This is a genomic window from Pediococcus sp. (genome assembly GCF_003533255.1).
Taxonomy (GTDB): Bacteria; Bacillota; Bacilli; order Lactobacillales; family Lactobacillaceae; genus Pediococcus; species Pediococcus parvulus.
Genome location: NZ_DOEM01000024.1, coordinates 22636 through 42667 on the forward strand (window position 1 = coordinate 22636; position 20032 = coordinate 42667).

Annotated in this window: 24 protein-coding genes; 16 read left to right on the forward strand and 8 right to left on the reverse strand. The window is 37.5% G+C overall.

Going from position 1 to position 20032, the window contains the following annotated elements; translation table 11 throughout:
• Positions 1-175 precede the first annotated feature (175 nt).
• The 10 genes from DD627_RS05695 (at position 176) to DD627_RS05740 (ending at position 8598) form a co-directional block, all read left to right on the forward strand.
• Positions 176-1540, forward strand: a complete 1365-nt coding sequence (locus DD627_RS05695) for an MFS transporter (protein ID WP_260275047.1) — start codon at positions 176-178, stop codon at positions 1538-1540.
• Positions 1541-1581: 41 nt separating this feature from the next.
• On the forward strand, positions 1582-2139 hold the full coding sequence (locus DD627_RS05700; protein ID WP_057784437.1) for a DapH/DapD/GlmU-related protein: 558 nt from the start codon (positions 1582-1584) through the stop codon (positions 2137-2139).
• Positions 2140-2261: 122 nt separating this feature from the next.
• On the forward strand, positions 2262-2678 hold the full coding sequence (locus DD627_RS05705; protein WP_260275046.1) for a MerR family transcriptional regulator: 417 nt from the start codon (positions 2262-2264) through the stop codon (positions 2676-2678).
• A 30-nt stretch (positions 2679-2708) separates the two neighbouring features.
• Complete coding sequence (locus DD627_RS05710) at positions 2709-3548, forward strand: SDR family oxidoreductase (RefSeq protein WP_260275045.1); 840 nt, start codon at positions 2709-2711, stop codon at positions 3546-3548.
• Between the two features lie 132 nt (positions 3549-3680).
• Entirely contained in the window at positions 3681-4430 is a 750-nt protein-coding gene (locus DD627_RS05715) for a cation:proton antiporter domain-containing protein (RefSeq protein ID WP_229923064.1), read from the forward strand.
• Positions 4431-5267, forward strand: coding sequence for a cation:proton antiporter (locus DD627_RS05720; protein WP_286984591.1), 837 nt, complete (start codon positions 4431-4433; stop codon positions 5265-5267).
• Between the two features lie 30 nt (positions 5268-5297).
• Positions 5298-5903: an NAD(P)H-binding protein gene (locus DD627_RS05725; protein WP_057784897.1), complete on the forward strand. Its 606-nt coding sequence runs from the start codon at positions 5298-5300 to the stop codon at positions 5901-5903.
• Between the two features lie 57 nt (positions 5904-5960).
• A complete protein-coding gene (locus DD627_RS05730) occupies positions 5961-6434 on the forward strand; it encodes a flavodoxin family protein (protein ID WP_260275043.1) in 474 nt (157 codons plus the stop codon).
• Positions 6435-6529: 95 nt separating this feature from the next.
• Positions 6530-6904, forward strand: a complete 375-nt coding sequence (locus DD627_RS05735) for a nuclear transport factor 2 family protein (RefSeq protein WP_057784895.1) — start codon at positions 6530-6532, stop codon at positions 6902-6904.
• Between the two features lie 227 nt (positions 6905-7131).
• The gene (locus DD627_RS05740; protein WP_198145813.1) at positions 7132-8598 is read left to right on the forward strand and encodes an FAD-dependent oxidoreductase; all 1467 of its coding nucleotides are present in this window, start codon (positions 7132-7134) and stop codon (positions 8596-8598) included.
• 23 nt (positions 8599-8621) lie between these two features.
• Here DD627_RS05740 and DD627_RS05745 read toward each other — a convergent pair whose 3' ends face one another.
• Complete coding sequence (locus tag DD627_RS05745) at positions 8622-9275, reverse strand: TetR/AcrR family transcriptional regulator (RefSeq protein WP_260275042.1); 654 nt, start codon at positions 9273-9275, stop codon at positions 8622-8624.
• 106 nt (positions 9276-9381) lie between these two features.
• On the reverse strand, positions 9382-9732 hold the full coding sequence (locus DD627_RS05750; RefSeq protein ID WP_068805577.1) for a DUF2200 domain-containing protein: 351 nt from the start codon (positions 9730-9732) through the stop codon (positions 9382-9384).
• Between the two features lie 210 nt (positions 9733-9942).
• Between DD627_RS05750 and DD627_RS05755 the strand changes: the two genes are divergently transcribed.
• Both DD627_RS05755 and DD627_RS05760 read left to right on the forward strand, forming a co-directional pair.
• Positions 9943-11262: an MATE family efflux transporter gene (locus DD627_RS05755; RefSeq protein ID WP_260275041.1), complete on the forward strand. Its 1320-nt coding sequence runs from the start codon at positions 9943-9945 to the stop codon at positions 11260-11262.
• 141 nt (positions 11263-11403) lie between these two features.
• Positions 11404-11721 carry a DMT family transporter gene (locus DD627_RS05760; protein ID WP_260275040.1) on the forward strand — a complete coding sequence of 106 codons (318 nt, stop codon included), beginning with the start codon at positions 11404-11406 and terminating at the stop codon, positions 11719-11721.
• 292 nt (positions 11722-12013) lie between these two features.
• On the opposite strand, the gene DD627_RS05765 is transcribed toward DD627_RS05760, so the two are convergent.
• The 3 genes from DD627_RS05765 to DD627_RS05775 form a co-directional block, all read right to left on the reverse strand.
• The gene (locus DD627_RS05765; RefSeq protein WP_057784889.1) at positions 12014-12493 is read right to left on the reverse strand and encodes a VOC family protein; all 480 of its coding nucleotides are present in this window, start codon (positions 12491-12493) and stop codon (positions 12014-12016) included.
• A gap of 264 nt (positions 12494-12757) precedes the next feature.
• A complete protein-coding gene (locus DD627_RS05770) occupies positions 12758-13366 on the reverse strand; it encodes a CadD family cadmium resistance transporter (RefSeq protein WP_057784888.1) in 609 nt (202 codons plus the stop codon).
• Positions 13367-13387: 21 nt separating this feature from the next.
• The gene (locus DD627_RS05775) at positions 13388-13708 is read right to left on the reverse strand and encodes an ArsR/SmtB family transcription factor (RefSeq protein WP_057784887.1); all 321 of its coding nucleotides are present in this window, start codon (positions 13706-13708) and stop codon (positions 13388-13390) included.
• Positions 13709-13898: 190 nt separating this feature from the next.
• On the opposite strand from DD627_RS05775, the gene DD627_RS05780 reads away from it, so the two are divergent.
• Complete coding sequence (locus tag DD627_RS05780; protein WP_260266899.1) at positions 13899-14453, forward strand: MarR family winged helix-turn-helix transcriptional regulator; 555 nt, start codon at positions 13899-13901, stop codon at positions 14451-14453.
• Positions 14454-14482: 29 nt separating this feature from the next.
• A complete protein-coding gene (locus DD627_RS05785) occupies positions 14483-16237 on the forward strand; it encodes an ABC transporter ATP-binding protein (protein ID WP_286984593.1) in 1755 nt (584 codons plus the stop codon).
• A 402-nt stretch (positions 16238-16639) separates the two neighbouring features.
• On the opposite strand, the gene DD627_RS05790 is transcribed toward DD627_RS05785, so the two are convergent.
• Complete coding sequence (locus DD627_RS05790; protein ID WP_057784884.1) at positions 16640-16855, reverse strand: DUF378 domain-containing protein; 216 nt, start codon at positions 16853-16855, stop codon at positions 16640-16642.
• 200 nt (positions 16856-17055) lie between these two features.
• On the opposite strand from DD627_RS05790, the gene DD627_RS05795 reads away from it, so the two are divergent.
• Both DD627_RS05795 and DD627_RS05800 read left to right on the forward strand, forming a co-directional pair.
• Positions 17056-17607 (forward strand): sugar O-acetyltransferase, encoded by a 552-nt coding sequence (locus DD627_RS05795; protein WP_260275039.1) that lies wholly within the window; start codon positions 17056-17058, stop codon positions 17605-17607.
• Positions 17608-17873: 266 nt separating this feature from the next.
• Positions 17874-18593 (forward strand): TMEM175 family protein, encoded by a 720-nt coding sequence (locus DD627_RS05800; protein WP_260275038.1) that lies wholly within the window; start codon positions 17874-17876, stop codon positions 18591-18593.
• 226 nt (positions 18594-18819) lie between these two features.
• On the opposite strand, the gene DD627_RS05805 is transcribed toward DD627_RS05800, so the two are convergent.
• Together DD627_RS05805 and DD627_RS05810 are read right to left on the reverse strand one after the other, a co-directional pair.
• Positions 18820-19548 (reverse strand): SDR family oxidoreductase, encoded by a 729-nt coding sequence (locus DD627_RS05805; protein ID WP_260275037.1) that lies wholly within the window; start codon positions 19546-19548, stop codon positions 18820-18822.
• 35 nt (positions 19549-19583) lie between these two features.
• Positions 19584-20032: SDR family NAD(P)-dependent oxidoreductase (locus DD627_RS05810; protein WP_286984595.1), on the reverse strand; the 449-nt coding region annotated here is incomplete at its 5' end.

Below are 20032 nucleotides of genomic sequence, written 5' to 3' on the forward strand. Positions count from 1 at the left end.
TGTATAAAAGGCCCGAATAATAATCATTATTCGGTTTTTTTTCTTGTCTAAAATCCTGAGTTTCGGTTTCTTTCAGAAAAAATGAAACTTTTTTGAAAAAAGGCTTGCCTTGCAGTTACTACAACCCTTTATACTTCTTAATTGTAGTCAAACAAGAATATGAGGAGATGCAAACATGCAAAGTAAATTTACAAAATACGAATTTTCAATTTTATCGATCGTTTTGGTGAGTTATTTTATGACGGTTCTGGATGTTTCAGTTGTGATTACGGCATTACCAAAAATCCAGACTGATTTGAATTTATCAACCGCCAATTTAACCTGGGTACAAAATGCGTACACAATTATTTTCGGTGGCTTATTACTCCTAGGTGGTCGTTTAGGTGACATTATTGGGCGAAAACATATTTTTAATTTTGGACTAGTCATCTTTGGATTAGGTTCTTTACTAGTAGGCTTAGCAAATAGTCCAATGTGGTTAATCATTGCTCGTGGCTTTCAGGGCGCTGGTGCTGCAGCCTTGGCACCATCAACTTTAGCCTTATTGATGGATAGTATTCCTGCAGGGGAAAAACGAATCAGAGCAGTTGCCGACTACGGGGCCGTTGCTGGAATTGGTGCAAGTCTTGGATTAGTAATCGGCGGTTTGTTCGCAAGTTTATTGAGTTGGCGATATGCATTTTTCGTAAATGTGCCAATTGCCATTGTAATGTTTATCTGGGCGACAAAAGCAGTTCGGTCAAGCAAGTCACAAAAAGGATCTTTTGATGGTATTGGGTCTTTGCTGTCACTGCTCGGTATGATTAGTTTAGTTTATGGGATTTTGTTAGTTTCTGAAAGTTCTACAGCTTGGGATTGGATTATTGCGGCCGTTATTTTATTGGGTCTGTTTATTTGGCGAGAAGCCAAAGTTGCTCAACCAATCATGCCATTAAGAGTTTTTAAGAATTCTGAACGGGCTGGTGCTTATTTAGCCCGAATGTTATTCCTCGGTGCCATGATGGCCTCTTGGTTCTTCATCACTCAATTTTTACAAGAAGTTTATGGCTTTTCACCCTTGATGGCTGGTCTAGGTTTCTTCCCAATGACAATTGCTAACTTTATTAGTGCACTGCAGGTTTCAAAACTAACCGCTAAATTTGGTAATGGGATGACACTTGTTGGAGGCTTAGTGTTAACAATTATTGGCATGTTTTGGCCGAGTTTTGCCGGCAATGGCAGTAATTATGTGCTTGCAATTGCTTTACCGATGATCTTAATTGGGGCAGGTCAAGGGGCAGTTTTGAGTCCTTTAACAACTGCAGGAATTGCTCAGATTAATGCAAGAGATGCTGGTGCAGCATCAGGAGTTGTGAATGTGGCCCATCAAGTAGGTGGCTCATTGGGCTTAGCACTTTTAGTCGTTTTGAGTTCTGTGGTTGCAAACTCCAACAGCTTGGTAATCCGAACAGACTGGGCACTACGAGGAGGCTTTGCTTTTCTTGTGATTGCTTTAATCCTTACGTTTATTATGATTGTGCCAAAGAAGAATAAAAATTAAATTAACAATAAATTGATTTTAAAATAGAAAGAAGCGTTATTATGAGTGTTTTTGAAGAATTAAGAAACGGAAAATCTTTCGATATTCGAAACGAACAGTATCAAAAGGAAGTTCATGGTGAAATTGATCGTGATGATCATTATTGTCATTTAATTAATATGACAGATCCTGCTAAAAAGCAGAATTTAAAAGATCTAGAGAACGAAATGTTTCATGGTCAAATGAAAGATGGCACTTATTTTACGCCACCATTTCATGTAGATTGTGCTAATCGAGTAAACTTGGGTAAAAATGTTTATGCTAATCATAGTTTAACTATGATGTCAGTTGGCACTATTACCATTGATGATGGTGTCATGATGGGACCGGGTGTTGGTTTTTATACGGTCAACCATGAGCCCAAAAATATTCGAGTGATTAAAACTGGTGAAATTCATATTAAGAAAAATGCTTGGATTGGTGCCCGTGTGAGCATTTTACCTGGGGTAACAATTGGAGAAAACTCAATTATTGGGACTGGAGCAGTTGTAACTAAAGATATTCCTGATAATTGTATTGCGGTAGGAACTCCAGCAAAGGTCATTAAACAATTGAACTAAAGCGCAGTTGTTTAAAAAAATTCAAAAAATCAAGTTTTGGGGCTTGTCTTCAAGTGCACTTTAAGAGTTATGCTTTAGACAGTTCTTAAGAACATAAGAATCAATTTAAAAGGAGGATTAAAATGAACATTAAAGAAGCCAGTGAAAAAACAGGTGTTTCTTCGGCCACAATTAGGTATTACGAAAAGGAAACTTTAATTCCGGCGATTGATCGAAGCGAGGCTGGTAATTGTGAAATTGATGAACGAATTATTCGCCGCATTAATTTTGTGAAACAAATGCGAGCGGCAGGGATGAGTATTGAAAATCTCCGCCGGTACATTCAATTATTTGATAATCAAGAAGACAATACAAAAGAACAAATTGCTTTATTAAACGAGCAAATGGCCGAAATGGAAGAAAAACGTGATGATCTTCAGGCTGCTATTGATCATTTGCATTTTAAATTGAATCATTTTTATGATCATGTACAAGCAAGTGAAGAAGAATTGCGCACCCTTGAACGGCAGCATCAGGAAAAATTGGATCAGGATAAGTAAAAAATATTAAAAGATAGGTGGAAATTTATGATGAGTAAAACATGGTTAATTACAGGCGTAAGTAGCGGATTTGGATTAGAATTAACAAAACAATTGTTAGCAGCTGGAAATACAGTCATTGGGACGGTTAGAAATGCGGCAAAAATTAAGGATTTAATTGCTCAGTATCCTGAGACATTTTCTTATGAAAAGTTGGATGTTACTGATGTAACCGCCATTCATAATGTGGTCAGCAAAGTTTCTAAAGAACATGCCACAATTGATGTGTTAGTTAATAATGCTGGGTATGGATTGTTTGGTGCAGCAGAAGAGCTTAGTGATGAAGAAGTCAATAAAATCCTTTCAACAGATTTATTGGGATCGATCCAAATGATTCGTTCAATTTTACCAAAAATGCGCGAGCAAAAACATGGAAGAATTATTCAAATTTCTTCATATGGTGGTCAAGTTGCTTTTCCAGGAAACTCAATGTATCATGCATCAAAATTTGGGATTGAAGGATTTGCAGAATCAGTGGCCCAAGAGGTAGCACCTTTCAATATTGGTGTCACAATCGTAGAGCCGGGTGGTGCTCGTACGGAATTTAGATATGGAAGTGCTCAAGTAGCCAAAGCAATGCCAGCATATAAGGGAAATCCGGCTCGTTCATTTGAAAAAATGTTGGCCCTTGCTAATGGTTTAGCACCTGGAGATCCAGCACGAATGGCAACTCGAATTATTGAGAGTGTAGATCAAAATCCTGCTCCTTTACGGATGATGCTTGGATCAGCGGCCGTACAAAACACAATTGATGTGCTAACAAAGCGATTGGATGATTACAAAAAACAAAAGGATTTGGCAGCATCAACTGATTTTCCAGATGGCGAGTAGACCACTGCTAAATTTGAATAACGATTTGGATTAAATTGATGATTTTTGGCAAATTTTTCTAAAATAGTTTAAAACTTGATATACTGAAGGTGGAATTTAGCCTGGTTTGAGGACCGAAAGGAAGTTTGTTGAATGTCATTAATGTTGTCGTCTTTTGTTGTTCTGATTGCTGTTGCAATTAGCGATATTATTGCCAAAACTGTCAGTCATGTGTCAAGTACGTATATTAATTTGGTCATGGGAATTATTTTGGGAATAATTCCATTTACAAATCATTTGATTTTGAGCTTTGATGATAAAATTTTTATGATTTTTATTATTGCACCATTATTGTTTTTCGAAGGCCAGGCCACACCGGCTTTGTTGGTAAGAAAAAAGATTAATAATATTTTGGGAACGGCTGTAGGTTTAGCAGCCGTTTCGGCAATTATAGTGGCAATTGTGGTTCATCAAGTGTTTGCTTTGGCGATTCCATTGGCATTGATCGTGACTGCCATCAGTACTCCAACTGATGCCACAGCTTTTGATTCAGTGATTGAGGGACGAACCATTCAAAGTGGGATAAGAAAAAGTTTAAAGTTAGAATCTTTATTTAATGATGCGACCGGAATAATTCTCTTGCAAGCTGCCTTCCTCTGGTTACAAACCGGTCAGGTCGCGTTTGGAAAAAATGTGTTATTGTTTTTATTTTCAGCAGGCGGTGGAATTATTTTGGGCGGAATTCTAAGCTTGATTGTGATGGCCTTTCGTCAATTTTTAGTTCGATCATCAGTCAATGTGATTTCATCGCAAACCCTAATTTACCTATTAACGCCATTTTGTATCTATTTCATTGCAGAAGAAGTAGGCGTTTCTGGAATTATTGCGGTCGTGACTGCTTGATTGATTCATAATAGCGAAACAACGCGGAGTCGATTTTCATCACCACGCCAGATGCATCTGGGTTTACAGCTGGTTAATTTTTCCAATAGTGTGTTAAACAGTTTTGTCTTTGTAGTGTTGGGACTTAGTTTGGAGAGAATTATTTTTGAACAGCGCCGCAGTATTGGGATTTCCTTGCGTTGGTTGGCGATAGGCGTTCTGGTTTACGTTTTATTATTGATTGTGCGTTTTATCTATGGTCGTTTTTTTATTTCGGATCGGACAAACAGATCTGCACTGTTATTTGCCCTTGGCGGGGTTCATGGGACAGTGACGTTAGCCATGACATTTTCTGTGTTAAGTAATGGGGTTTCGCGATCTCTTTTTAACGAAATAGTTCTTATTGAAACGGTTGTGATTATTTTGAGCATGTTAATTCCGACGATCGTTTTTAAAGTAATTCTTCCTTTAGATGCAGATACTTTAAATAAGACAACTCAGTTAAAGATCTTACGAAATGAAATGGTAATTGTTGGCGTTCAGCATGTGGAAACGATGACTTTGAGTAACAAAGTACGCGAAATCGTGATTTATGATTTGCGTGATCAGGTGCAAAAAAATACGTTAAAAGCATTTTTCAATCAATGGCGTTCTGTGACCACTGACAAGTCCACTTTGACAAGTATCCAAAGTGTGGAACAACGACGGGCCTTGATGCAAGCATTTGATGAAGAACGTAATTTTCTTTATGATTTTGCTAAAAATCACATGGTTAATTCCGAATATATTTATGATTTATTTAGTGAAATTTTGTTATCTGAATCGTTGGTATTAGATCCACAAAATCAGGTTATTTAGTTTTTATAAAGTAAAGAGGAGAAATTTAAAATGGCAAATATTTTAATTATTGGTGCAACTGGTTCAGTTGGTAGTGTCACAAGAAATTACTTTTTAGAGAATACAACCGATAAATTAACTTTAATGGCGAGAAATACTCGTCGTTTAGGACACATAAATGAGGAGCGCGAAACGGCGTTAACTGGCAGTGTGGCAGATACAAGCACTTTACTTGAGGCTTTGAAGGGACAAGATGCCGTATTTGCTGCTTTAAGTGGTAACTTACGTTCAATGGCCTCTTCCTTGGTGAATGCAATGGATCATTCGGACGTAAAACGCCTTTTGTTTATTACTTCGATGGGAATTTATAATGAAATTCCCGCTTCCGTGGGTGCTAGTGGCAATTTGGCTTCTAATCCGGTATTACAGAATTATCGAGATGCAGCAGATGTGATCGAGGCTTCTGATTTAAACTACACAATTATTCGACCAGGATGGTTCGATAATGGTAATGATACAAGTTATGAAGTGACAAAAAAAGGTGAGCCATTTGGTGGCCACGATGTATCAAGAAAGAGTATTGCGGACTTGGTTGTGCGTTTAGCTCATGATGAAAAATTAGGCTCACGAGATAGTTTGGGGATTAATCGTAAGTAACAAGTTTAGGATATTGATAACTCGGTTAGAGTGTTAAAAACATTTAGGAGACAAAAGATGGCAAAAAAGATGTTAATTGCCTATTATTCTTGGTCTGGTAATACTGAGAGACTGGCAAAAATTATTCAAAGAGTGACAAATGGAAAAGTCTTTGCAATGAAGGTAGCAGATGGTACATTTTCGACTGATATGTTTGATACTTCAGATCGGGCCAAAAAACAGTTGGAAACAAATCAATTACCAAAACTGGTTGGCGAGTTGCCAGATGTAAGTAATTATGATTTAGTTTTGGTTGGTGGGCCAGTTTGGTCTGGTGAAGTTTCAACGCCAGTTCGTAGTTTCTTGCAACAAATTACACCTTCAAAAACCAAATTAGCGCCTTTTTATACGGATACAGGTTCGGCTGATTCCTATGAAAAAGATTTCAAGCATCTTGTTGGAACGTCTCAGGTGGTAAAGGGTTTGGGCTTGACCGGCAGCGATTGGGATACAGCTGAAAAAGCGGTTGTGGACTGGTCAGAAAATTTCTAATTTTTTGAAACGGAAAGTCAAAATCAATTGAACTATTTTATAGACTTTGCATGGCGGACCTTGTCAATAAGGATATTTCAGGGGGGGCAGAATAGATGGGTAATGATGAAGAAGCACGAATTGTCCAATTATACCGAGACCATAATCGTTATATGGTGGCCGGAGATACTAAGAAATTAGGCGTATTACTAGATGCTAATTTCCATTTAGTCCATATGACGGGAATGGTCCAGAGTAAACAAAAATGGTTACAAGACATTGATACAAAACAAATGAACTATTTTTCTTCAACTGAAGAAAATGTAGAAGTTCAGATGAAAAATGATCATCAGGCAGATCTAATTGGTCAAAGCCGAGTCGATGCTAGTATTCATGGTGGGCGAAATATATGGCCACTTCAGTTGACCTTGCACGTAGAAAAATTTGCTGATGACTGGAAAATCATGAATATTAATGCAGCCATGTATTAAAACTAGATTTAAAAAAGTCTTGATAGTTTGGGAGTGAAGCTGTTCATTCACTCTCTAGATTAAGGCTTTTTTTAGTGTCGGTTTGCCGTGATTTTCTGACTTTATCAACTGTTTCGAGACCAGGTGGGTTGTAATTAATCGCTTTCATCATTGAACTTTGGTAAACTTAATTAGATGTATCGAAAAAGAAATTGCTGAATTGCTTTTGAAAAGGAGATTTTTAAATCATGGAAGCGGATGTTGTGGTTGTTGGCGCTGGTGCTGCTGGGATTGCTGCTGGTGTAACGTTAGCGGAAGCAGGAAAACAAGTTATCATGCTTGAAAAAGGTGATAAATTTGGTGGGGCTGGGATGTTTGGTGCTCAGGGACTGTTTGCAGTTGAAAGTAGTCAACAAAGGGCAGCGGGTGTGCAATATTCCCTCAAACAAGCCTATCAAGAGCTGGTGAGCTACACCCATTATCGCAGTAATTTGAATTTAACAAAAGCTATCCTAAAGGAATCAGCATCTACCATTGACTGGCTTGATGAGCGAGGATTAAAAACTGAACTTGTAAATAATACACAAGAGGTCCATCAACAGCATCCAAAGGTTTACCACCAATACATTGATAAATTTGCTGCGTTTGATCGCCTCATCCACAGGTTTAAGGATCATGGTGGGCAACTCTTACTTAAAACAGCAGGTACTAAGATTATTCAAAAGGATGGCAACATAGTAGGTGTTCAGGTTCACCAAGATAAACACGATTTTGTGATTGATTGTTCCGCAGTGGTCGTGGCTGATGGTGGTTTTATTGGCAATCCGGATCTCGTCAAAGAATATTTAGCCATAAATCCTGATAATCTATATAGCATGGGAGAACGTAAGGCAACTGGTGATGGTATCAAAATGCTGGCCGAGTTAGGGGCAGACACTCGCCATATGGGGGTGTTTGAAAATCATGCGGCTTCGGTGATTTCACCACAAAATCATAAATGGCACAACGGGACAATTTTTTCACTAACAAATTTACCATTTTTGTGGGTTGATAGCGCTGGTAACCGATTTGTAGATGAAAGTGTCTGCTACGATTTTGCTTTATGGGGCAACGCAACCTATACGGCAGGCGGCTACTATTACATTATTCTAGATCAACAGTTTGTTGACTATATTTCAGCGCAATCACTTGATTGGACAGATTCGTTTGAACGCACTTTTAAGAGCTTAGATCATCAAGTGATGACCCATAAAGTCGGCCCATTTCCACAAATTGATGCTGATTTGGAAGAAGCGATTCAAAAAGAAGCCGGGTGGCGTGCGGAATCGTTACAAGATTTGGCGCAGCAATTGCACGTGTCGGAACTGGATTTTGAAAACACGATTAAACAGTACAATGAGCATGTCGACAAAAAAGAAGATCCTGATTTTTATAAATCATCTGATTATCTGCGTTTCTCGATTCGAAAGGGTCCGTTTTATGCCCTTAAAGCCCGTTCAACTTCCTTAGGTACAATTGGTGGAATTGAAACAAATGCCAAAATGGAGGCCTTAAAAGTAAATAAGCAGCCAATTAAGGGTGCTTACGTTGCTGGTAATGATGCAAGTGGTATGTATGACACTTCTTATCCAACATTGGAAGGTATTAGTTGTGCGTTTGCCTGGAATTCGGGACGTTTGGCAGGAAAATCTGTCATCAAGTATTTAGGAAAATAAAAAATACAAAATGAAAAGAGAAGTCAATTGGCTTCTCTTTTTTGGTCGCTGATTGCGCGAATAATTCGATCTTCAATCTCTTTTAGATCGTTTTCTTCATTAACCTTAATCTGGGGGGCAAATTTCTGCTGTAAAAAGTAGGTGAGCAGTTGACCCAAAAGGGTTCGAAAGACGGCCAAACTGTCTAGATCCTTGCGCACACCATTTTGAAGGAGTTTTTTTTGAAATTGCTTGACGAAGATTGGTTTAGAAGACTGAAGTATTTTTTGAAATAACCGACGAATCGTTTGGTTGGTCAACATTTCGGACAAAAGAATTGTAAATGCATCTGAATTTTCTTTTAGGAAACGATAGCGATCATGAATGATAAAATGAACTAATTCACGCAGAGTATTAAAATTCTGCCATTCGGCCAAAAAATCATCGCGATAAACCGGAAAGAAGTTTTGGATGATTGGTTGCAAAATTGCGATTAGTAGATCTTGTTTGGTTTTGAAATATTTAAAAATTGTAGCCTGACTAACGCCTGCAGTTTGAGCAATCTTAGCAGTTGAAGTGCCATTAAAGCCAAATTCTGCGAAGAGGGTTAAAGCAGAAAGTAAAACGGCTTTCTTCCCCTTAGGTATTTTTTGTGCGTCCAGCCAGTTGCGATAATTCGAAAAAACATTTGTGTTCATGTCATTCAACTCAATTCCTGTGATTTTGCTTTTAAGGCTCCGTTCCCATGCTACAATATTTGAATCCGATTATCCAATTAAATTTCACCAAATTCAAATTTGAAAATCATTTCCGCAAAACAGTGTCTAGCTTTCTACCTTTGGCAAGTTCATCGACAAGCTTATCAAGATAACGAATTTTTTGAAGCAAGGGATCTTCAATATTTTCCACACGATACCCACAAATTAATCCAGTAATTAACTTAGCATTTTGATTGAAATTTGGTGAGTCTTCAAAAAAGCTTTTTAAAGGAATGTCGGAATCAAGGACATGCTGGAGCGTATTGGGATTATAACCAGTTAGCCAAAAAATAACGGCATCAAGTTCAGATTGTTGACGTCCCTTTTTTCCGATTTTCTGACTATACAAAGCATAAATTTTACTAAACGGCATTTGAAATAAGCGGTTATTGTTCATGTTAAACCTCCCTCTGGGTTTGCAAATTTGGCACTCTAAATTTAACATATTCCAGCATTAACTGCATTTGAAACGGTTTCAAAAATAATGGACAAACGAAAAATGAGGTGTTAACCTGAAAAAGACAATAAAATAAGTGACCCCAAGACAGTTGGCAAGGTACTGAGCCAATTTGGCTGGGGATTTTTTTATGAAACTGGGGAAGAATTTATGAATTTAGACTATTTATTTGCGCATGCACCAATACCTAAGGTTTATATGAAACTTGCACTTCCAGTTGTTTTAGGGATGGTTGCAAGCATGATATATAATTTAGTCGATACTTTCTTTGTGGCTCAAACTGGTAATGCAAATTTAGTTGCGGGAATTGCTTTAGGAACGCCTTTATTTTCGTTTATGCTTGCCATTGGCGATATTTTCGGTTTAGGTGGGAGTGCGGCAATTTCCAGAATGCTTGGTAAAAAACAGCACGAAGATAGTGCTCATCTAAGCAGCTTTTGTTTTTACAGCTCTATCCTGTTTAGTCTTGTGTTAACAATTCTAATGCTGATTTTTGAACGTCCTATCCTTGGTTTAATGGGTGTGACCTCCCAAACTTATCAATATGCGGCCGATTTTTACCGAATGCTTGCGTTAGGATCAGTTTTCATCATTGTTTCATTAGTTCCAGGTAACATTATCCGAACGGAAGGGTTAGCCACCAAATCAATGGTGGCTACACTTTCTGGGACCATTTTGACAATTGTTTTGGATCCTCTTTTTCTTTTTGTCTTTCATTGGGGAGCACTAGGTGTTGGGCTAGCCAACGTAATTGGGTATATTCTGAATACCTCGCTATTGGTATATTTCATGGTAAAAGATTGTCAGATTCTTTCCCTTTCAATTAAAAAGATTCATATTCCCCAAAAAGCAGTTCAGGATGTTTTAAGTATTGGGATTCCAGCCTCTTTAACTAATTTTATGCAGAGTTTTGGAGTGATGCTGTTAAACAATTACTTAGCGCCTTATGGGGCAACTGCAATTGCGGCCATGGGAATTGTTTTAAAAATATACATGGTTGTGATGCTAATTATGGTGGGATTTGCTTTTGGTGCTCAGCCATTAATTGGTTACAATTATGGTTCTGGTGCTCAGGCTCGTTTTAAAGCAGTGGTAAGATTCGATTTTATGGTTGAAGTTGTGTACGCTTTAATCTGTGCGGCTATTTTGATGATTTTTGCACCACAGTTGATGGCGCTGTTCATGCATAATACTACAATTATCAAAATGGGGACGGTCATGTTGCGTTTACTTTTGATTACTTCCCCATTTATTGGGGCCGTTTTGGTGTTTACAACGATCTTTCAATCAGCCGGCAAAGCGATGGGAGCGTTAGTGATGTCCATTTCACGTCAAGGAATCGTTTTTGCAGTAGTCATTATCTTGTTAGCAGGGATATTTGGTTATAATGGTGTGATTGCGGCTCAACCAGTTGCCGACATTTTGACCTTTGGAATTGGTTTTTGGCTCTACAAACAAATTTTAGCGTAACAATTTATTTTTGATTAGGCGGCTGACATGTTACACTGAATACACAAATAAAATAAAAGTGCCACCGGGTGCAGAAACGCAATTTTAAACTTCGTAAGGTCAATTGAAGAAGTTTAGGGTTGCGTTTTTTGGAGGGAAAATATGATTTGGATAGAATTATTAATTGCTAGACTTTTTGAAACGGTCTGGGCGACAACCATGAAATTTAGTCAGGGATTCACTAAAGTTGGTTTTACCATTGCAACCGTAATTGGAATGTTATTAAGTTTTTACTTTCTCGCTAGAGTCACGAAAATATTACCGCTCAGTTTGGCATATCCAATTTGGACGGGGATTGGTGCGGTTGGTAGTATTGTGATAGGAGTTATTTTATTTCATGATAGTTTAACACCATTAACTTGGCTATTTGTTGGGTTGCTAGTTGTCAGCATTATTGGTATCAAAATTACTAGTGCGTAAGAAATGAGTTACTTGCCATCTAGGTAAGAGAATAGTGTAAGTTTACTTTCATTATATAAGAGAGTTGGCAAATATGCTCCATATTCATACACAAGATCTTTCTAATAAGGATGCCTCGGCCAGGACGAAAATATTCTGATTTAAAGTAAAAGCGATCAACAAATCCAGATGATGAACGGTACCAAACCCTTGGAATTGATCGGGGAGCACGACACTTGTCTCAGTGATGATTTGCGAACCGTGACCTCCGTCGTGTAACTCATACAAAGTTTTACCTATTTCTTCGGCTATTTTAGTAAAGCTCATAACTTCGGTAAGAACTTGATTTAGTTTTTCGGGATAGTCTATGGTGCCAAACGAAGGTCCTAAACCACCACGAATTGCGTACTCTCCGGGCACTGGGCTGTGTCGATAAGGATCTCCCCCAGCAACACCATGGCTTTTCTTCGGAAACTAATTGGTATTGTTGATCATCAAAATCGTAAAAATAAAAATATTTGGCACCAAAACGCGTTTTACTTTCATCATGGCTAATTTCAAATTTATCGAGACGGTCTTGCCACCACTCCGATGCTTTATCGTTAGGAACGCGGAAACCGAGCCGGGTAATTCCATTTTTACCCTGTTTACCTTTAGGAATTCCAAGAAAATCAAAGAACGTTATATCAGTGCCGGCTTTGACCATGTCATCTGTAAAATATAAATGATAGGTGCGAATATCGTCTTGGTTTACTGTTTTCTTAATTAAATGTAACCCTAAAATTTCGATCATGAAATTTCATATTTTTGGTGCGCTGGAAGTAATTGCTGTTATATGATGTAGTCCAATTAAGTTTTTATTCATAATGTTTACCTCCTTGGCAGGTAAATTAATTATTAATTTGATGAAGCAAGTATTCATTCATACAAAAAATAAGTAAAGAGCCTTATCACTTTTAGGTACGCTTAAAAATTCAATGTGCGAATTGACATCAAAAAAGCCATCAAGGCAGTTTTGTACATACCTAGGTGACCGTTTTAATCTCACTAAAAATAGTTACAAAATTGAGAACAGTTTATTAAAAGTACCGCTTTCAAACATGATGTAAAGACCAAGCAGAATATATACAGCTGCAGTAATCCATCGGCCATACTTTTCTAAACTTTTGGCAATAACGGGAACTTTTACCAGCAAATAGCCAAGATAACAAAAAATAGTTAGCATTACAGTAAATGTGAGTAATACGATCAGTATACCTGAAACTGACAACGTCACAAAGAAAGGCACATAAATATCAATGTTATCAGCACCGCATGTGGCAATGGTGATCATGGCTACATTTAAGAGAAAACCTCGCCGTGCGTTCAGTTTTTGATTCACAACTGTATCTGTATTTTCTTCGCCATTTACTATTAATTTCATGCCCATAATTATTGGAATAAGTCCCAAAATTCCAAGCAGCCAAGTAGCGGGAATAAAATGCAGGACAAAGGCTAGAATAAGAGAAATTATTACTAAAACGGAGGTTCCAAGTAAATCACCGAGATACACAGTTAACCGTTCATTTTTTGAACTTGCTCGGCAAAAAATGAGCATTAAAATAACTAAATAATCAATGCTGGTTGAAATGTATGCAGTCGCTCCAGAAAAAATTAATGTTAACATTCAAAATTCCTTTCATGTGGACTAGGGCATGTCACTTTTGCAAGCCACCGAAACCTCGTTGTTTTTCCAGTTTAAACTTTTAATAACCAAATCCATTTCGGCTAAAAGATGGGTGATTTCTGGAGTAGCTAATTGATAATAGTAATATTTTCCGCGTCGATTCTGGGTAATTAGTTTGCAGTCACGAAGGCAGGCTAAATGTTGAGAAATATTAGATTGACTAGAATTAATTTTTTCCGTCAACTCAGTTACGTTTTTGGAACCCGATTTTAAAGTTTCTAGAATTGCTAATCTAACTTCATTATTTAAGGCATGAATCAATTTCTGTTGGGTAATAGTCATGGGATCATCTCCTACATATTAGTGTATCCTAATATGTTGTGTACAGCAAATCCAATTGGCGATCGTTTAATATGAAAAAAAATTTTTATTAGTTAGTTTATTGTTGACATGTACTAACTAAGTAGTTAGACTGTATTTTGTTAGTTAATTGGTAACACAAACTAACTAAATAAAAAAGAAGGTATTGAACATGAAAAAAAATACACAAGAGTTATTAAATTTATTTGGCCATTTATTTCAACAAAAAGTATTTGTTGCAGCGGCAATTAGAAGCACACAAGAAGAGAATAATCCACAATTTAATCAACGAGGACAACAGCGTGTCATGCGGCTCTTGTTGGAGAAAGATCAATTAACGAACTCACAGATTGTAGAGGAATTAGATATTCGTCCTAGTTCTGCCAGTGTGCTAGTCAGCAAGTTGGAAGAAAGTGGCATGGTCAAAAAAGCGGAGTCACCTGATGATAAACGGGTTACTTTTATTTCACTCACTGATGAAGGTCGTGAATCGATCATCAAGTCGCGGCAACTTAAAAACGATTTCTTTGATTCATTATTTGAATCATTGTCAGACAATGACCAGCAACAGCTAAGTAATTCTTTAAAAAAATTAGTTAGTGACTTAAAAAGTAAGGAACCAAAGTGGGAAGAACGTCGTAATGATTTTCTTAACACGAGACGAAGCTTTAAGGGAATGGGTCATCCTAGATTTCCGCACGGTTTTGATTTTTACAATCACGATTAAAATTACTATATAAATGGAGATATAACAAAATGCGAAACATGAATACAAACCTTGTGGGACACTCTCAAAAATTTAATTTTAAAAATTTTGTGCAATTAATTGCTAAAATCAAACCACGGTTTTGGCAACTAGGGCTAGGGCTATTTCTTGGCCTAATTGCAACTGGGATGCAATTGATTGTGCCAAAAGTTGCCCAACGATTGATCAATCAGTTGCAAAGTGGAATTAACATGCAATTAGTTGTTTGGACGATTGTCCTGTTTGTTTTGAGTGCACTCGTTAGTTCTGGATCAGGTGCTGTTTTAGGATTCTTCGGCGAAAATGTTGTGAACAACCTGCGGCAGTTTTTATGGCGTAAAATTCTGGTGCTACCAGTAAACTATTTTGACGAAACCAAATCTGGTGAGATTTCTTCTAGGGTGGTAAATGATACTTCACAGGTTAAGGATTTACTCGCTAATTCGGTTCCCAACATGGTGACCTCAATTCTTCAATTAGTTGGAGCATTAGTTTTAATGCTAATAATGGACTGGAAAATGACTTTAATTATGTTTATTGGTGTGCCTTTGGTTATTTTGTGCGTTATGCCAATTGCGAATCAAGCACGAAAAATTTCCCATGCGCGTCAAGACACTTTGGCAGATTTTAATGGTGAAGTTAGCGAAACACTAGGTGAGATTCGGTTAGTCAAAGCTTCCACTGCCGAATCGGTTGAGCAAAACGCTGGAAATCAAAAAATCCAGAAACTTTATAATATTGGGTTGAAAGAAGCTATTTATGATTCTATTTCTGGACCAGTGATGCAAATGGTGATGATGGGAATGATGATTGGGATTCTCGTATATGGAGCTAGTCGGGTTGCCCAGGGAACGATTAGTTTTGGGACTTTGATTTCATTTTTTATGTATCTGGTTCAAATGGTTGGTCCATTTGCGACTATGGGACAATTTTTCACCAGTATGGCTAAAGCCAGTGGCTCGACGGCCCGTATTCAAGAGCTCTTAACCGTTGATGAGGAGGTTCAAAATGAAGGACAGCCACTATATGCGCAGGGGAAATCTTTAAGGGTGAGTCACCTGAATTTTGCCTATAAAAAAGGGAAGGCGGCTATTCAAGATGTATCGTTTGTGGCAAGACCAAACACGGTCGTTGCATTTGCGGGACCTTCTGGAGGTGGTAAATCGACTATCTTTAGCTTGCTGGAACGTTATTATCAACCTGATTCTGGTGAAATCAGGATTGGTGACGTTTCAATTGCAGATATCAGTTTAACCGATTGGCGAAATCAAATTGGCTTAGTTAGTCAAAATGCAGAATTAATGAGTGGCAGCATTCGATACAATCTGACTTATGGGCTTAACGGAAAATATTCCGATGATCAGCTTTGGCATGTCCTTGAAATGGCGTATGCCAAGGAATTTGTCTCTCAAATGGAAAAGGGGTTGGATACCCAAGTTGGCGAACGGGGTGTTAAAATCTCTGGTGGTCAACGACAACGGATTGCCATTGCACGGGCATTTCTTCGAGATCCAAAGATTTTAATGCTTGATGAAGCAACGGCAAGTTTAGATTCAGAATCGGAAATGATGGTTCAAAAAGCATTAGAAAAACTTATGCATAATCGAACCACACTTGTGATTGCACATCGATTGAGTACGATTGTAGATGCTAACCAGATCTATTTTATTGAAAATGGCGAAGTTACTGGACATGGTACCCACCAAGAATTGATTAAAACATTGCCGTTATATCACGAATATGTAGAAAATCAGTTTACAGGTTAAATTAGGTTCAAAACAAACTTATTGAAGATGGGGAGGCTGAGTCATGCCACAACAATCTGAATCGCTAACTAATTTAAATCCAGGAATTGAAGCCGTAAAGAAAAGATTTCAACTGGGATTGAGATTAGACAAAATAGGTTATAATTGGAGGATCTGAGCTATCTAACTGCCGAGTTTTTGAAGGTAATCAATTTATGTATTTTAGATATAGAACTAAGAAAAATCTTTATCACTATCAAACGATATTTAGTTTAACGTACCCAAGGACTAATTTGTGGCCAATTATGAAAGGATTTCTTTAAAAACAAAAGGCTTATCGCCGATTCATTATCGGAAACAAGCCGTAGTTACTTAAAATTTATGCAAACGTCTAATTTTTGCACTTCACTAATCTAGCCCTTTTTAGCCTTCACGCTTAACAGTATTCATAATCAGCGGGAAGAATTTCAATGCATATAATGCACAAATTCCAACGACAATGTAGATAATTTTAGAGAGGATGGCGGTTTGACCACCAAAAATAGTTGCCACTAAGTCAAAGTTGAATAGTCCAACTAATAACCAATTTAGACCACCAACAATCAATAATCCCAGTGCGATGCTATCAATAGTTTTCATAACGAAGTCTCTCCTTTCTGTTTTTTAGCATTGATCTTTATGGAACAACTTAAGTTTAACAATTTCTTGTTGCAAAAATAAAGTTAAAAACTCAAAATTGTTTTATTTTAAACAAGCTTGAAAGAATAGAAACGACTTTTCAAAATAGGCTAGACTTAAACCTTAGTTTAAGTGGTATTCTGATCTGTGAGGTGAAAGATATGACTGAATTAGAAAAATTAATGGCTGGAGAAGAATGCTATTTTTTAGACGAGGATGTTGCCAAACGAAAGGCCAGGGCGGCAAAACTGTGCCAAGAATTTAATGAAATTTCAGCAACCGATCCACAGGCGCAAACAAATAAAATCAAAGAGATTTTTGGATCCACAGGAAAAAGAGTCTCGGTTCAAGCCAATTTTAATTGTGATTATGGAAAAAATATTCATGTTGGTGAAGATTTTCTAAGCAATTACAATTTGACAATCCTTGATATTGCGCCAGTTAATATGGGCCATAATGTTATGATTGGACCAAATGTCGATATTTACACGGTTAATCATCCTATGACAGCGGAAGGCCGCCGTATGTATCTTGCAAAAGCCTCTCCCGTGTCGATTGGTAATGATGTTTGGATTGGTGGCAAAGTTTCAATTATGCCAGGAGTGACAATTGGTAATAATGTGATTATTGCTGCTGGAGCAGTTGTGACCAAGAATATTCCTGATAATGTTTTAGTTGGTGGTGTGCCAGCCAAAAAGATTAAATCACTCTAATTTTAATAGAGAGTGGGGAAAAAGGCGGTTAGATTCTGAGCATAGCTTAGACTAACAAATGATCCGTACTTTGGTTTGTTAGTCGTAACTAGGCGAAAGAATCTGCTTTTTTTTGGTTTAGAAATAATATTCGGAAGATATAATGAAACGCAATAAAAATATAATTTTTGACCCGGCCTCTACAAAAAAATTGACTTATGTAACAACTAGTTTTCTGGATAGGTTTGATGTATCATTTTATTGGATTAATACGAGGAGTTTTTGTTATGGAAAAACTGAAGGAACGACTTGATGCGTTCAGCGATGCAGTTATTGCAATTATCATTACAATTATGGTATTGGAATTACCAATGCCTCAACATGATTCTTTAACGGAATATCTGCAATTTGGTAAAGCCATCGGAATTTTTTTCATTAGCTTTTGTTTTGTCGCAAATATCTGGTATCAGCATTCCGTTTTATTTAATGATGCACAGACTATGAACAATCATGTTTTTATCTTAGAATTTATTTTCTTAGCTTTTCTATCTCTGACACCAACGTTCACTAAATTAATTACGGTGGATACTAATCGACACACGGTCATGGCTTATGGAATTTTGACGTTTATTGTAAATGGATTATTTATGCTAGTTAGTTATGCGGTCATTCATCAAAAATACAGTGATATGAATGACATCCGAAAAATATTTGATAAAATCTATTTGAATCATAGCAATTTCTTAGGATTAATCAATGTTATCGTCTTAGTCTTGGCGTATTTTAAGCCTGAGTGGGCTTTGTGGTGTTATTTAACCTTACCTTTGATTTCATTTGTGTTTAATCGGGATGATCATTCAGATTTGGAAGAAGTTACGCAACTTTCACCAACAAATCAGGATAAGTATTTGCAGTTTTCAAGTGGTGATTTACGTGAATTTCGGAAAAAACAACGTGAAATTGGGCAAAAGTATGCGCATCAAAGGCGAACTAATCCCAACTGGTAAGAAGAAATGGCGCATGAAATGCGAGTTCTTTTTAAGGATAGCGGGATGGATGTTAGTAACATGAAACGGGGTTATAGTGTGCGTTCTCAGCAGAATCGAAAAGGCTAAAAAAATAAGGAGAAGAAAGAATTCAAAAAAACTTTCCTCTCCTTATTTAATTTGTAAACCCTATTAGCAAGGGTTGAAACCAGAGGACAGAACGCTGTACCCAATAGTTCATTCTGCTTTAATACTTGACGTTATTTGATGCTAATCGTAATTCAACGATGCGTGAGTTTTTAGTTTGTGTGCAAACACTTAATAAAGCCTGGCCAACATCTTCTGGTGTCAAAAAGCCAGATTTAGCAACACCTTTTTTGGTTCTACCAAAGCCAACCTCAAATTCGGTGGCACCAGCATGAGGATAGAAAACACAGGTTCTGATACCTTTATCTAATAATTCTTTGTCTAATGCTTGTCCTAGGCCTCGCAGGGCAAACTTGCTACAAGTGTAGGCAGTTTCATCAGCATGGCCCACAACTCCAGTTACAGATGAGACCATAATGATTTGACCATCATGTTGTTTTACCATTGTAGGGACGGTTTGTTTTGTGAAGGCAAAGGCACTTCTTACGTTGGTATCCATGACTAAATCGTAATCCGCCATTGTGGTATCGGTGATTGAAAGCGTACGACCAATTCCAGCATTGTTTACCAGAATGTCAATTTTGCCAAAGGTTTGTATTGCTAACTTAACGGTTTTGGTTGCTGTTTGTTCTTCTCTAGCGTCACCAGCGTAGTAGACAGCCTTAACACCCATCTTTTTACACATGTCGGTAACTTCTTGAAGTCGATCTTTTCTTCGTGCTGTCAAAACTAGGTTACAACCAACTGCGGCAAAAACAAGAGCAGTTCCCCGGCCAAAACCTGAGCTTGCACCAGTAATAATCGCAACTTTTCCATCTAATTTTCCCATAATATGAGCCTCTTTCTTAAAAATTTTAATTTATTTTATTCTGGTTGATCAGCCGATACGGAAATATCATGGTGTTTCTTGAATTGTGCTAAAGTGTCTGAATATTTTTTTATTGCAGTGTCGGTAGCAAACCTTCCAAGAGGGAGGCGTAAAGGCAAATCATTTATATGATTAGTTGCCTGATCGTAAATAATTTCGGCAGCCTTGTTTGGATCACCAGCCTCGTGATGCGCCCCATTTTTATTATTTTCTATGAAGTCTTTAAATTGTTGATAATCGGCAATTTGGGGCAAAATTTTCTTTGAGGATCGGCCAGCCCAGTCTGTACGAAAGCCACTCGGTTCAATTAGCATTACTTTAATATTGCAGTCGGCAACTTCCTTGGCTAACGATTCACTGATACCTTCGACGGCATACTTTGAGCCATGATAAAACGAAAGAGTTGGGAATGAAAATAATCCCGCTAATTTTATAATCAAGTTAG